Genomic DNA, 13,256 nt, shown 5'->3' with positions numbered 1-13,256 from the left:
GGAGGGAACTAGCGCTGCTGCAAGCAGTTCGCACCTGAAAAGCTTACCCTGTATCTGTTTACGTTATCTTACTCAAGCATTACTAGGGATTAGTAGAGCGATCGTGTAAATAAGAGAAGATAATAGAACCATGACAGATACACCTGGAAATATTCACCTCACCTGAGAATTATCACCGTAGCAAAATCAAACATAGATTTGATAGATAGTTTAATATTATGCTATAGGGGGAATTTATTTTAAAATTAATGTGGCATTCGATAACATTCATGAACGTATAAAAGAAACAGCAGCTAAACGCCTTCTATTTCTTCCTCACACCATTCGACAAATATCACGTCCAGAACGCATGATTACAACAAAAGAAATTCAGTCAATTGTGATGACAGGAGAAGTCATAGAAGACTATCCTGAAGATACAAGAGGTCATAGTTGTTTGATATTAGGCTTTGGACAAAATAACCGAGCAATTCACGTAGTTTGTTCACCCAAAGACGAATATTTAGCAATCATCACCGCTTACATTCCTGATTCAACACAATGGTCATCTGATTTCACAAGGAGAATTTAAAATGGAATGCTTATATTGTAAAGGACAAATGCACCGAGGAACAGCCCCATTTACCATTGATAGAAAAGGCTATCATATTTCTTGGGATGCAATTCCAGCATGGGTTTGTGACCAATGTGGTGAATCACTTTTTGAAACTCATGAAGTCGAATTAATTCAAGAAGCCCTCACCGTTTTAGATCGAGAAACAGCCGATTTAGTAAGTTCATCATCACCTTAGTTAGTAGGTTGGGTTGACGCAAGGAAACCCAACAATACCCACCATTAATAACACGGAATTACCACCCAAAAACCCTGTATCTGTTCCCATCATCTCACTCAACCATTACTAGGGATTAGTGGAGAGATCCGCAGCCCGAAAACCTTACCCTGTATCTGTTTACGTTATCTCACTCAAGCATTACTAGGGATGTTTAGGGCGATCGCACAAATATTAACCTCACCTAATAATTGTCACCCGAACTAAATCAAATCCTAGAATAAATAGCTTACGTGCTAGTAGTATAATATTAAATCGTCAATAAATTAATACACTTGAAATAGAATCATGACCACAGATGCAGAATATCAAACAAGAATTACTACTTATAATTGGGATGATTTAGTAAAATTATGGTCAGAAATTAAAACAAAAAAGACATCAAATTTTTGGGATGCAGGTAAAGCATTAGAATATTTGATATTACGTGCATTTCAACTTGATGGTGCTGATATAGCTTGGCCAGAAACCGTTAAAATTCAAGGTAAAATAGTAGAACAAATTGATGGCGTAGTATATGCAGATAGCCTAGCTTGTCTGATAGAATGTAAAGATACCAGCGAGGAAGTTAATATTGAACCCATAGCCAAACTCAGAAATCAATTATTGCGAAGACCAGCAACAGCTATTGGTAGTGTGTTTAGTCGCAGTGGATTTACAGAAGCTACAGTAACATTAACTGGATTTGTAGCACCTCAAACCATTCTATTGTGGGGAGGAGAAGAAATTGAATATTCATTAAAAAATAAATCTATATGTAAATTTCTCATCAAAAAATATCGCGTTTGTGTTCATAAAGGTATCCCAAATTACGACATTATCATTTAATAATTACAGCATTGTAAAGGAGCTTTTTCATGAAACTAGCATACATTCTCACAGAAGGTGATAAGGACATAGAAATTCTACAGAAATTATTACCAAAAAATCTAACTCAAGATATTCAATTTATAGCTGGTGGAAGTTCTTACCGAGCGCGTTCTTTAGCTACTTCATTACTTGCTACTAGAAAAACACCAGTTGCTCTTGTCATAGATGCAGATACAAATAACGAATCGCAAATATTTGAAAAGAAAGATTTAATTAAATATGTATTAAATCAAGCATCATCTGGTATTCCTTTTCAAGTTTCTCTAGCAGTTCCAGAAATAGAATCTATATTTTTACAAGATAAATCATTAATTGAAAAAATAGCAAAACGTCAATTTAATGATTTAGAATGGCAATTAGCTCAAAGCAAACCTAAAGAATTTTTAGAAACCGTCTTAGATAACAAAGCGTCGCTCAATGACAAAATACTGAGAAATCTAAATGATGATGAAATTAAGATATTGCAACAACATCCATTAATACAAGAAATCAAAGTTTTCTTGTTATCACTTATTCAGTCTTCTGTTGCTATTAATTAACCTAACTGGATATAGAATTTCTATTCACCTAATAACGCACTTATTACAACCCAAAAATCCTGTATCTTACTCAAGCATTACTAGGGATTAGTAGAGCGATCGTGTAAATAAGAGAAGATAATAGAACCATGACAGATACACCTGGAAACATTCACCTCACCTGAGAATTATCACCCGAACTAAATCAAATCTCCTACCGATAGGCTAAAATTAGTAAACAAGCCTTTTCACAAAATCGCCAGTATGCAAGTTAATAATCTCACCATTGACGAACTAAAAGCCCTCATTCGGGAAACAGTTAGAGAAACCATAGAAGAACTGCTAATAGACCCAGATACAAATCAAAGCATCAAAGAGAATTTCAAACAAGAACTATTAACCATTAAGAAACGCAGAGAAACAGGTGTTAGAGGTATTTCCACAGCAGAAGTAATGCAAAGACTAGGTTTAGAAAACAGATGAATTACCTAGTTGAGTATGAACCAGAAGCACTAGCAGACCTAGAAAAATTGACAAAATCGGTTTGTCAAAGAATAGTTAATAAAATTAATTGGTTAGCTGAAAATTTCGACCAAATTACACCGCAACCTCTGACTGCTGACTTATCAAATTTCTTTAAATTGAGAGTTGGAGATTATCGAGTAATTTATGAATTTGACACAGAGAAAAGAATTATTTTTATTGATAGAGTTGGACATCGGCGAGAGATTTACAACTAGACATTTACTTGATTTTAAATCATTTTGCAGGGTGAATTAAAGTATCTGTTTACATCATCTCACCCAACCATCACCAACTATCATGTAAATAAGAGAAGACAATAGAAACATCACAGATATACATGGAAACATTCACCTCACCTGAGAATTATCACCAGGACTATTTTAACTAATTTCAATAGGTGAAATATTTTTCCATTCTTCAGATTCATTTTTTGCACACCAAATATCAAATTTCTGCTGAAGATTTAACCAAAGTTCCGGCGTAGTTTGAAAAGCACTTGCTAACCGCAAAGCAATATTAGGTGTTACACTTGCACGTTCATTCACAATTTCCGAAACCGTTTTTCGAGACACACCCAAAATATTAGCGAGTTCTGTCACCGTCATATTTAAAGGTTCTAAATATTGACGTTTAATCAAAGCACCAGGATGTCTAGGTTTTCTGTTAGTATTCATGTTCATAATCCTAATGATAATCCTCGTAATTTACGTCGTAAGCATCCCCATCTTCAAAAACAAAAGTTAAACGCCAATTACCAGAAACTGTAACTGAATATTCACCTTTCCTATTTCCTATTAATTGATGAAACTTAGAACCAGGAAAATTCATATCCTCAGCTACAGATGCAGCATCTAGTCTATCTAATAAATCTAACAGTTTTTCAGCATGATTTGGATTAACTCCACTTCTATTATCATCTTCAAACAGCTTTCTTAACCCCTTATGCTTGAAATTTCTGATCATAAGTAAAATAACAATATTTACTGTAACCTTATAGGTTACACTTGTCAATCCACAATATACGCTAAATTTGGTAATTTTGAAAACTCATTGATTAGTATTTACAATACTTTACAAATAATCATCACCGTTATCATGGCATAAAATGACAAAATCTGCCATACTATAGAAAAGTAGATTTAGGAAGTCACATTATGAAAAGTATGAATATTTCCTTACCTGACACCATGCGCGATTATATAGAAGAACAGGTAGCGCAAGGAGGTTACAGCAGCGTTAGTGAATATTTTCGGGAATTAGTGCGACAAGACCAAAAACAGAGAGCAAACGAACGACTACAAACCATGCTCTTAGAAGGATTAAACTCAGGAAATGCCACAGAAATGACTGCTCAAGATTGGGAAGATATTCGTCAAGCAGTTCGTGAAAAAACTAACAAACGTCAAAGTGCAATTTAGCGTAGTTTATAATAGAATCATACCGAAAAAATTTACTCAACTTAGGAGTTAATGATGGTAATAAAAATTGCAGAAATATTTAAAGATATTGACACCTTACCAGAAGAAGCGCAAATCTTACTACTGGATTTTATTCAATTACTCAAAAAACGTTATCCACAACCAGAAAATCAACACATAGAACATGAGATAACTTTCTCATCTACCCAAAAACAAAAACCACATCCACTAGATACATTTATAGAAAAATATGGTGCTTGGGAAGATGAACGCACAGCAGAAGAAATAGTCAAAGAGATTTATGATAGCCGAACTATTTCTAACTACGATATTAGCTTATAATTTATTTATTAGATACTGACACCTGCATTTACTGGATTAAAAACATTAATTCCGTCAAAGATAAAATTCAACAAATAGGATGGGAGCAAATTTGTATTTGCAACATCACCGTTGCTGAATTGTATTTTGGTGCTTATAATTCTCAAAAAGTAGCAGAAAATTTAACTCGTGCAGAAAAATTCATTCAAGATATTGAAGTTATAAATTTAGATAATAATGCTGTCAAAAAGTTTGGATAATTAAAAGCAGAACTTAGAAAAATAGGACAACCAGTAGCAGATTTCGATTTACTAATTGCTAGTGTTGCAATAACTAAAAACTATATTTTAGTAACTAACAACACTCGTCATTATAGCCGAATTTCATAGCTAAAATTAGACAACTGGATTTCACCTTAAAAAAGTTCTTGAAGGTGGGTAAACAACAACATAAACCACCATTAATAACCCTAAATTACAACCCAAAAACCCTATATCTGTTCACATCATCTCACCCAACCATCACCAACTATCATGTAAATAAGAGAAGACAATAGAACCATCACAGATACACCACCGAAACATTCACCTCACCTGATTTAGATCCCCGACTTCTAAGATTAATTATGGATATGATAGAAAAATCTTGAAAAGAAGTCGGGGATCTTTAGTGCGTAGTTGATAATAGAATCATACCGAAAAAATTTACTCAATTGAGGAGTTAATGATGGTAATAAAAATTGCAGAAGTATCTAAAGATATTGACACCTTACCAGAAGAAGCACAAATCTTACTACTTGATTTTATTCAATTACTTAAAAAACGTTATCCACAACCAGAAAATCATCATATAGAAAAAAGTATCTATGAAAAATTTGATGAAATTGGATTAATTGGTTGTTGTGCTGTGGAAGAAAATTTATCAACCACATATAAAGAAGTTTTATCTAATACATTACCAAACAAATATGATCATAGTTGATACAGGATTTTGGTTAGCACTTATTGATCAAAAAGACACCTACCACGAAATAGCAAAACAAGCTTTAAAAAAATACAATGAACCTTTAATTACGACATGGTGTGTTGTTACAGAAACCTGTTATCTTTTGCTAACTCGCAAAGGAGTTCAAGCTCAAATTACTTTTTTAAATAGTCTGGAACAAGAATTATTTATAGTTGGATCAAAATTAACCAAGTAGATTTCACCACGTTGGGGATAGATAATTTTTCCTTTACTTAACACGCTTCTTCTTCCAAATTAAACCACTCTTCAACTAATCCTAAATCACGTTCTGCTCTTTTAATAGCTCCTTGTTTTAACTGTTCTTTGATATTACTAAATTCACTGTAATTACCATTTGTATATTCATCGCGCACTAATTGAATTTCTCTTTTACTAGCTTCATCTTCTCGCCAATTTTCCTCTTCAGCTTGAGCGATCGCTTCATCCAGTATCTGCGAAATTTGCCGTTTTTCTGATAAACTTAGGGTATTTAAGGAGTTAATCAATAATTCCATAGGAATGAATAGATTTAATCCTGTCTGTGACATTGCTTTTATCATAATGCTATCGTCTTCTCAATTATATCAAAATGATGCTGGATTAGGCTATAAAAACCCTGTATATGTTCACATCATCTCACCCAACCATCACCAACTATCATGTAAATAAGAGAAGACAATAGAACCATCACACATACACTTGGAAATATTCACCTCACCTGATTCAGATCCCCGATTTCTAAGATTGATTATTTACCTGATTTTAACCGGATAAGTTTGCGTTTTATTGCGTAAATATGAGGTTGGTCAAAAGAATAATATTATAGAATAACGTAGCTAAAATTATATTACTTCTAGGGTAGTAATCAATTATGCGAATTAAAGGAATAAGCATCGCTTTAGTTCTGGGTCTTTCTTTGCCTATCGTCACAGATATTGCCGTCCAGAATCAAGCTGTGGCTAACCTCGCTTTTCCAGAGGGGGAATTTTTTGACGTGGAAGGACAACCACGCAATTGGAATTTAACTCTTTGGCAAGCAAAAGGTAAGTATTACTACAAAAACTTAAACCTGAAAACAGGAAAAAAACTTTGTTTAATTGGTGGTACAGCATCTGGTAATAAAGCCCGTCCTGTCTTCACCTGGACTAATGCCAAATATAAATATCGAGTTTCCTGGCAAACTGTTCAAGCCGATTTGGTGAGATTACAGGTAATAAATCCTTCAGGTCAGATGATTTTAAATAAATTGCTCATCCGTCAACCTGGTGAATTTGAAGATCCCAATGCAACTAAATGTTAGAATCTATAATGGCTGAAAACTATCATTCTAAATTCTCAGGACTTCTGAATTTTTCAGTATAGAAGCAATAGTTCTAAAATAGTAGATTGGGTTAATGCTGCGGCTACCTAACCATAAAAATTACCAGCATAACCCAATTACTGATTGACAAATGCACCGCAGGCTTCAGTTATCTAGGTTCTGTTTATGTAGCAAAGACTTCAGTCCTTCCAACTGAATTTCAACTAAACTAAAAATAGAAACACCATGATATAAACTCTCTCAATTAACAACACATGATAGAGAAAAACTTGGAAGCTTTAATAGTCAAAATTGTTAAAAAAGTTATCAAAAAAGAATTCAAGAATCTTAAAGAGGATAACTTACCAATTTTATCAACACAGACAAATCAGCCATTAGAATCTTTTGTCCAATCTTTTATCACTGACGAAGATACAAGCAGTACAGCAGAAATTATTGATGATATATATACCAGCCGTACTGTCAATTTCTCTACCAAAGAAGACGTAGAACTTGAGCGCAAGTTGCGGGAACTCAAGTTTAAACAAGAACTGAGGAAAGATTGGATATTATTTATTGTCAAAGATGTAGTAGTATATCCTGCCACTATGCTTTTCATATTTACTATAATTGGTTATTACGTATTCGTCTTATTTAATAAGTAGTAGCTGGTGTAGCCCCTAGAAACTACTCAATTCATTTACTACCATCTCTCGCAGTAATTAAAGTATATTTCTGTAAATGAATAGAAAAAATGTATAAAAAAGCAATTGTTTAGCTCAGAAGTGAATCTTTAGCTAGATAAATTTTTGTCTGCCTTTGTCTGCCAAAATGCCTGATGGATTACTATTCTCTAAATTTGATTGCTATATTAGACTAAATTACTATTATGGCGAGGATTAAGAAGCTGTGCGGGATGATTTACAGGGCTTGGACATTAGTCAAAAAGAACTTCGGGAATTGACTAATTTACCTGTTAATGAGGAATTGCTCATTATTACTAATCCGCTGAAAAAATGGGGAAAGCAATTAATAGGCAAAATAAAGGGTTCCGAGGGTGCTACCGTAGTTTTTATTGGATTTTCTACCTTAATTTTTGTCTATTTGCTAATTGATCTAATCCTTAAATTATTTGCTCCACAGATAAAAATCCCATCTGGGATATTATTAATCCTCCTGAGTTTGTGGCTGGGTGGTATGACACAAACTATATTATATATGGTGTGGAAAGCTAAAAGTAACTTTCTCAAAACTAATATGACTAATTCTCTGCGAATTTTACTCAATGATGTTGAACGCTATAATGCTGTTATTAAAGCTATCAATATTAATGACCAAATCGAAGCAGCTGGAAACCCAGAAGTAGAAATTAAGCAAAGAGAGAGAGTGATTGAAGCCTTAAAACTCACAAAAAGTGATTTAGTTCGAGCTTTAAAAACAGAAAAAATTTTGCGAGAAAATAAAACTTTTATTCTTAAAAACTCGGAATTATTTGTTAATAATTTAGCTACTTTAACATCCATGCAAGTTACTGAACAAGCCAGTGAGCATGGCAGATTATTAAATGAAGCATTGCAAATCGCTTTAGATGTGCAGTATGAAATGAGAAAATTACAAAGTCAAAGATAATACCAATTTTATGTGAGGCGGCACAGAATCATGAAAACCATTGATTTATCTGTCTACTCTACTCTTCTCCTGTCGGAGACACTACGTGAACGAGACGCTGCGCGTTGGCGTTAGCCATAGCCTCGCTTTTGGCGATACGAGAAGCCATCCTACGGGTGTCTATATCTGCGGTCAATTATTCTTGATCTACTATGTAATGCAGTTTCATTTTCTGAAAGGCATAACTCCTTTCCTGGGAGGTGAGGTAATTTCCTCATATTCTGCTAACAAGGGAGTAAAATTAAATAATATAAATTAAGCGTTAACGTAGCTTACCCTAGGTATCCCATATCGGTATGGACTGGAAAGAAATCAGAGGTAACTGGGTAATCATTCCCCGAAATCCCATCGGTATAATCCATTTTTTGGGAGGAGCATTCGTCGCCACTGCACCCCATCTGACTTACCGTTGGTTACTAGAACAGTTTGCAGATAAAGGATATGTTGTGATAGCGACTCCCTTTATCAACACATTAGATCATAGTGCGATCGCGCAATCTGTATTACTCAACTTTGAACGCACTCGAGAACGTTTACAGGATTCTGGAGAATTACGCAAGCTTTACCTCCCTACCTATGGCGTTGGGCATAGTATGGGCTGTAAACTCCATTTACTCATTGGCAGCCAGTTTAAAGTAGAACGTGCAGGCAATATTCTCATCTCCTTTAACAACTACACCGCCAAAGAAGCTATCCCCTTAGTAGAACAATTAAATTCTACCTTAGCAATCGAGTTTACCCCCACACCCACAGAAACTAACCAGCTTGTACAAAACAGTTATCAAATCCGGCGTAATTTAATTATAAAATTTAGCAATGATAATCTCGATCAATCCGCAGCTTTAACAAAAATTTTACAAAATCGCTTTCCAGAAATGGTGACAGTACAAACCTTATCTGGAAATCACACCACACCATTAGGTCAAGATATTAAATGGCAGCCTGGAACTTCTTTTACACCATTTGATGCTTTAGGTCAATGGTTTAAGCAAGAAGTATACCGCGACTTGAACCAGCTAAAAAAATCCCTGCTCTTGTGGCTCAACCCTCTTGCACCCCCATAATAATATTTGATGAATATCAAAAAAACATAAGGATTCACAATTAAGTTGCTTGAAAATGGGTTAATGGTGTGATGAAACTAATCAGCTGTCATGCCTGCAAATTGCATTATGATCAGTTTATGTTCTAACGTACCTGGCAACTACTAGATTTTTACTTTCTTTTATTTTCCTAATATAGTAGGATTCCTTTTTGATTTGTGAAAAAACAACCTCAACCTTAATTCTCTAGACTGCCGCTTGCCTGCTGCCAAGAGTCATTTCGTGAATCAAAGTAGGACTGCTATAGAATATTTATTGATTGTATACGCCATTTATTATGTTTAAAATTCTAGTAATTGATGATGACTACTCAATACAGATATTCCTGAAAAGGATGTTAGAAAAACAGGGTTATCAAGTAATTACTGCTAATCATGGACAGGAAGGAATTTTACAGGCTCTTGCTTGTCCTCCAGCCCTAATTATTTGTGATTGGATTATGCCAGGTTTAACCGGTCTGGAAGTATGCAATCTTATTAAAAAAGATCCTCAGTTATCCACCACATTTTTTATTTTATTAACATCCCTAGATTCAGTTGCCGATCGTGTTAAGGGGCTAGATGCTGGTGCTGATGATTTTATCTCCAAACCTATCGAGCAAAATGAACTCCAAGCCAGAGTCAGAGCCGGATTACGTCTACATCAATTGAATCGAGATTTACAAACCCAAAAGTTATTATTAGAAACAGAACTAGCAGAAGCAGCAGAATATGTAAAATCGCTTCTACCTGTACCCATGTCTACGCCTCTGGTTATCAATTCTCGATTTCTTCCCTCTCGACAACTGGGAGGTGATTGCTTTGATTATTACTGGCTTGATTCTGACTCTTTAGCAATTTATCTATTAGATACTGCTGGACATGGACTCAGAGCAACTTTACCCTCTGTTTCTGTACTGAATTTACTTCGTTCTCGGGCGCTGAAAGGGCTGAATTACTATCAACCTAGTCATGTATTAGCAGCATTGAATGATACCTTTCAAATGAATTATAAAAATGACAAATACTTTACTATTTGGTATGGAGTTTATAATCGGCTCAATCGCCAATTAATTTATGCCAGTGGTGGACATCCACCCGCAATATTAGTATCCAAAAAATCTTCTATTAGTAGTCCTGAAGTCCAACTATTAAAAACACCAGGTATGCCAGTTGGGATGTTTCCTGAAGCCAAATATGTTGATAAAACTTGTAATATTGACGAATTTAGTAGCCTTTATATTTTTAGTGATGGTGCTTATGAAATTACTAAATCAGATGGCACTCTTTGGAGTCTAGATGGATTCATTCAGCTAATACTTAGCTTACAACACCATGCTGTTGATTATCAACTCGATAATATACTGAATTACTTAATCAATTTAAACTCCAAAGAAGCCTTTGATGATGATTTATCTATCTTGCAAATTAAATTCGATTAACTAATTTTGGGAGATTAAAACCTTATTAAAGGCATCTTGGCTGGGAAATATTTCAAATACTTCATTCATACTAGTCAATTCAAAAATCATCCTCACTTGCTCATTAATCGAGCAGAGAACCATTTTAGTGCCAGCATCCCGTAGCATTTTGAAGGCTAACACCAGAGTTCCCAAACCAGAACTATCTAGAAACGTGATATTTTGACAATCAACTAATACAATTTTTGCGCCACTTTCTAGAATTTGGGCAATGTGTTGCTGAAATTCTGATGAGGTGTCGGCGGTTAAATTTTTTTCAATTGTAAGAACTTTCACCTGCTGACTCATAATTAAGTTACTCTGATTGACTCAATAAGGTTCTGTTTTAGCTAGTATATACCAAGATCGCAATTAAAAAAAAATCTAATTTTCCCAATCGTCTAAATTCTTTTAATTATGAAAATTAGACTAGAAACTTGAGATTTTTTAACTAAAAACTCATATATAATTGTTATTTTTGAACTGATAATTAACAAATTTATGATAGGAATTGATTCATAGCAAATCAATAGTTAACCTTGAACATTTGTGAGCCGATTCACCTTAGCTCGATAAAGCAGCTTTTCACCTTGACTGTATCCAATATAACTCACCTTCACAATTTCGCCAGGTTGGGCGGTTCCCTCCAATAATTGGTGTAATTGGGGATTATAGGGAATTTCAGCGCCTACGGAGGCGATCGCTTCCACCCCCCAAGCCTGCAATAATTTCTCTAGAGACTTCTGCACCAAAGGCACGATTTTGATCGCTTCTAGCTGGGGATTCTCCTTGGCTTTCTGCGCTGCTGTCGGCCAGAACAACAATAACGACTCTAAAATTTGCAAACTTGACTGCTGAAACTCTTGCTGTAATAACTCTCGCTGTTGTGCGAGTGTCAGCACAATTCGCTCGTATTCTCTTTTTAAATCGGCTATTTCTTGTAATAACTTTTTTTCAGTATTTGGGTGCGGTGTGTTAACCGTGGCACTCAGCGCTTGGAAATCAGAACTCGCATCTGAAAAAGTTGCTATAAATTCACTCAATGACAGCTGTAAGCTATTTGATAGCTTAACCAGCACCTCCACTCGCATCTGCTGAAGCTGTCCCCGTCGCAAAGACAAAATTTGCCGCTCGGAAACATTAGCAGCAAGACTTAGAGATTTAAAACTAGAAATACCCACACGTTGCATTAAATTTTGCAACTTTTGGGTGAAATCATCATCCGGCATAAAAGATGGGGTAGAAGGCGTTGTTACCTATTATACCCCATTTTTTAATCTCTATTCTTCCAACAAACTTCTCAACATCCAAGCAGTTTTTTCATGAACCTGCATTCTTTGAGTTAATAAATCTGCACTAGGTTCGTCGTTAACTTCATCTACCATTGGGAAGATAGATCGTGCCGTTCTGACTACAGCTTCTTGTCCTTCTACTAATAGCTGAATCATTTCCTTCGCTTTAGGAACTCCTGGAGTTTCGGGAATTGAACTCAGTTGGGCATATTCACTATAAGTTCCTGGTGCGGGATAGCCCAGCGCTCTAATCCTTTCGGCAATTAAATCAACTGCTAAGGCTAGTTCTATATACTGTGTCTCAAACATCAAATGCAATGTTTGGAACATCGGCCCTGTGACGTTCCAATGAAAATTATGGGTTTTTAGATACAGTGAATAGGTGTCAGCCAACAAGCGAGACAATCCTTCGGCAATTTTGCCTCTACTAACATCGTCAATACCGATATTCACATTTTTGACTTTTGCTGAAGATGACATAATTTTTTGCTCCAAATAACTCAATTGAAGTGCTGGTTGTTTCTAGGGACTTCCAATTAAAAAAATCCCCAATTTGTAGGGTGGGTTACGCTGCGTAACCCACCATTACTATCCCCTAAATTTATGGTGGGTTAGGTAGTCCGTAACCCACCCTACTATTTTTGGGTAATTTATTTTTTGGGGTTCCCCTAAGCATTCAGCTGTCAGCTAATAGCTTTTCATGCTAAGTGCATCTTGAGAACACTCTTGGTAGCTTTGCGAACTCTGGCTATAATGGTTTCTTTGCCTAGACGTTGGCAAGCTTCATAACGATGGCAACCAGAAAAGCCATAATAATGTCCATCTACTTCTAGGACATCTATCGGTTCTTGCTGCCCAATTTCTGCAATCGATGCCATTAAGGATTTTACTTTCTGGGGATCGTTCTGACGCGGTAAGGGACGTTGGATTTGATTTAAGGGAATTTCTTGAATCCTAACCATAAGGAG

The 13,256-nt window shown here is 35.4% G+C and carries 22 protein-coding genes and 1 pseudogene; 16 read left to right on the top strand and 7 right to left on the bottom strand.

The window, feature by feature from the left end:
* The first annotated feature begins 250 nt into the window (after nt 1-250).
* The 6 genes from A9Y75_RS15200 to A9Y75_RS15175 all read left to right on the top strand — a co-directional run bounded on the left by A9Y75_RS15200 (nt 251) and on the right by A9Y75_RS15175 (nt 2,958).
* Nucleotides 251-571 (top strand): DUF4258 domain-containing protein, encoded by a 321-nt coding sequence (locus A9Y75_RS15200; RefSeq protein ID WP_083389624.1) that lies wholly within the window; start codon nt 251-253, stop codon nt 569-571.
* A gap of 1 nt (nt 572) precedes the next feature.
* Complete coding sequence (locus A9Y75_RS15195; RefSeq protein WP_071190385.1) at nt 573-791, top strand: YgiT-type zinc finger protein; 219 nt, start codon at nt 573-575, stop codon at nt 789-791.
* Between the two features lie 327 nt (nt 792-1,118).
* Nucleotides 1,119-1,658, top strand: coding sequence for a restriction endonuclease (locus A9Y75_RS15190; RefSeq protein WP_071190384.1), 540 nt, complete (start codon nt 1,119-1,121; stop codon nt 1,656-1,658).
* Nucleotides 1,659-1,687: 29 nt separating this feature from the next.
* Nucleotides 1,688-2,239 carry a hypothetical protein gene (locus A9Y75_RS15185; protein ID WP_071190383.1) on the top strand — a complete coding sequence of 184 codons (552 nt, stop codon included), beginning with the start codon at nt 1,688-1,690 and terminating at the stop codon, nt 2,237-2,239.
* 243 nt (nt 2,240-2,482) lie between these two features.
* On the top strand, nt 2,483-2,701 hold the full coding sequence (locus A9Y75_RS15180; protein WP_071190382.1) for a hypothetical protein: 219 nt from the start codon (nt 2,483-2,485) through the stop codon (nt 2,699-2,701).
* Nucleotides 2,698-2,958 carry a type II toxin-antitoxin system RelE/ParE family toxin gene (locus tag A9Y75_RS15175; protein WP_071190381.1) on the top strand — a complete coding sequence of 87 codons (261 nt, stop codon included), beginning with the start codon at nt 2,698-2,700 and terminating at the stop codon, nt 2,956-2,958. Before A9Y75_RS15180 ends, A9Y75_RS15175 begins: the two co-directional genes overlap by 4 nt.
* Nucleotides 2,959-3,123: 165 nt before the next feature.
* Here A9Y75_RS15175 and A9Y75_RS15170 read toward each other — a convergent pair whose 3' ends face one another.
* Nucleotides 3,124-3,417 carry a HigA family addiction module antitoxin gene (locus tag A9Y75_RS15170; protein ID WP_028082106.1) on the bottom strand — a complete coding sequence of 98 codons (294 nt, stop codon included), beginning with the start codon at nt 3,415-3,417 and terminating at the stop codon, nt 3,124-3,126.
* 10 nt (nt 3,418-3,427) lie between these two features.
* A complete protein-coding gene (locus tag A9Y75_RS15165; protein WP_063872057.1) occupies nt 3,428-3,706 on the bottom strand; it encodes a type II toxin-antitoxin system RelE/ParE family toxin in 279 nt (92 codons plus the stop codon).
* Nucleotides 3,707-3,897: 191 nt separating this feature from the next.
* Between A9Y75_RS15165 and A9Y75_RS15160 the strand changes: the two genes are divergently transcribed.
* From A9Y75_RS15160 to A9Y75_RS15140, 5 genes and pseudogenes are all read left to right on the top strand, one after another.
* Nucleotides 3,898-4,161, top strand: a complete 264-nt coding sequence (locus A9Y75_RS15160) for a type II toxin-antitoxin system ParD family antitoxin (protein WP_027401152.1) — start codon at nt 3,898-3,900, stop codon at nt 4,159-4,161.
* A gap of 54 nt (nt 4,162-4,215) precedes the next feature.
* Nucleotides 4,216-4,503 (top strand): hypothetical protein, encoded by a 288-nt coding sequence (locus A9Y75_RS15155; protein ID WP_071190380.1) that lies wholly within the window; start codon nt 4,216-4,218, stop codon nt 4,501-4,503.
* Nucleotides 4,500-4,871 (top strand): annotated as a pseudogene (locus A9Y75_RS15150) (PIN domain-containing protein). Before A9Y75_RS15155 ends, A9Y75_RS15150 begins: the two are co-directional and overlap by 4 nt.
* Before the next feature lie 337 nt (nt 4,872-5,208).
* A complete protein-coding gene (locus tag A9Y75_RS15145) occupies nt 5,209-5,463 on the top strand; it encodes a DUF2281 domain-containing protein (protein ID WP_071190379.1) in 255 nt (84 codons plus the stop codon).
* Nucleotides 5,450-5,683: a PIN domain-containing protein gene (locus tag A9Y75_RS15140; RefSeq protein ID WP_201788422.1), complete on the top strand. Its 234-nt coding sequence runs from the start codon at nt 5,450-5,452 to the stop codon at nt 5,681-5,683. Before A9Y75_RS15145 ends, A9Y75_RS15140 begins: the two co-directional genes overlap by 14 nt.
* 37 nt (nt 5,684-5,720) lie before the next feature.
* On the opposite strand, the gene A9Y75_RS15135 is transcribed toward A9Y75_RS15140, so the two are convergent.
* Nucleotides 5,721-6,035 carry a hypothetical protein gene (locus tag A9Y75_RS15135; protein WP_236721421.1) on the bottom strand — a complete coding sequence of 105 codons (315 nt, stop codon included), beginning with the start codon at nt 6,033-6,035 and terminating at the stop codon, nt 5,721-5,723.
* 323 nt (nt 6,036-6,358) lie between these two features.
* On the opposite strand from A9Y75_RS15135, the gene A9Y75_RS15130 reads away from it, so the two are divergent.
* The 5 genes from A9Y75_RS15130 to A9Y75_RS15110 all read left to right on the top strand — a co-directional run bounded on the left by A9Y75_RS15130 (nt 6,359) and on the right by A9Y75_RS15110 (nt 10,978).
* Nucleotides 6,359-6,787: a hypothetical protein gene (locus A9Y75_RS15130; protein ID WP_071190377.1), complete on the top strand. Its 429-nt coding sequence runs from the start codon at nt 6,359-6,361 to the stop codon at nt 6,785-6,787.
* Nucleotides 6,788-7,062: 275 nt separating this feature from the next.
* Nucleotides 7,063-7,452, top strand: a complete 390-nt coding sequence (locus A9Y75_RS28545; protein ID WP_177176200.1) for a hypothetical protein — start codon at nt 7,063-7,065, stop codon at nt 7,450-7,452.
* Between the two features lie 244 nt (nt 7,453-7,696).
* A complete protein-coding gene (locus A9Y75_RS15120; RefSeq protein WP_071190376.1) occupies nt 7,697-8,416 on the top strand; it encodes a hypothetical protein in 720 nt (239 codons plus the stop codon).
* Nucleotides 8,417-8,751: 335 nt separating this feature from the next.
* On the top strand, nt 8,752-9,519 hold the full coding sequence (locus A9Y75_RS15115; protein ID WP_071190375.1) for a DUF1350 family protein: 768 nt from the start codon (nt 8,752-8,754) through the stop codon (nt 9,517-9,519).
* 316 nt (nt 9,520-9,835) lie between these two features.
* Complete coding sequence (locus tag A9Y75_RS15110) at nt 9,836-10,978, top strand: SpoIIE family protein phosphatase (RefSeq protein WP_071190374.1); 1,143 nt, start codon at nt 9,836-9,838, stop codon at nt 10,976-10,978.
* On the opposite strand, the gene A9Y75_RS15105 is transcribed toward A9Y75_RS15110, so the two are convergent.
* The 4 genes from A9Y75_RS15105 to A9Y75_RS15090 all read right to left on the bottom strand — a co-directional run bounded on the left by A9Y75_RS15105 (nt 10,979) and on the right by A9Y75_RS15090 (nt 13,250).
* Nucleotides 10,979-11,305, bottom strand: coding sequence for an STAS domain-containing protein (locus A9Y75_RS15105; protein WP_071190373.1), 327 nt, complete (start codon nt 11,303-11,305; stop codon nt 10,979-10,981).
* A 224-nt stretch (nt 11,306-11,529) separates the two neighbouring features.
* Complete coding sequence (grpE, locus tag A9Y75_RS15100; RefSeq protein ID WP_071190372.1) at nt 11,530-12,225, bottom strand: nucleotide exchange factor GrpE; 696 nt, start codon at nt 12,223-12,225, stop codon at nt 11,530-11,532.
* A gap of 51 nt (nt 12,226-12,276) precedes the next feature.
* Complete coding sequence (locus A9Y75_RS15095) at nt 12,277-12,768, bottom strand: Dps family protein (protein ID WP_071190371.1); 492 nt, start codon at nt 12,766-12,768, stop codon at nt 12,277-12,279.
* A gap of 218 nt (nt 12,769-12,986) precedes the next feature.
* A complete protein-coding gene (locus A9Y75_RS15090) occupies nt 12,987-13,250 on the bottom strand; it encodes a sulfiredoxin (protein WP_071190370.1) in 264 nt (87 codons plus the stop codon).
* Nucleotides 13,251-13,256 lie beyond the last annotated feature (6 nt).

It is taken from the genome of Trichormus sp. NMC-1 (assembly GCF_001858025.1).
Taxonomy (GTDB): domain Bacteria; phylum Cyanobacteriota; class Cyanobacteriia; order Cyanobacteriales; family Nostocaceae; genus Anabaena.
Note: the sequence above shows the minus strand (reverse complement) of the source record. Positions and strands in the feature narration are given on the sequence as shown.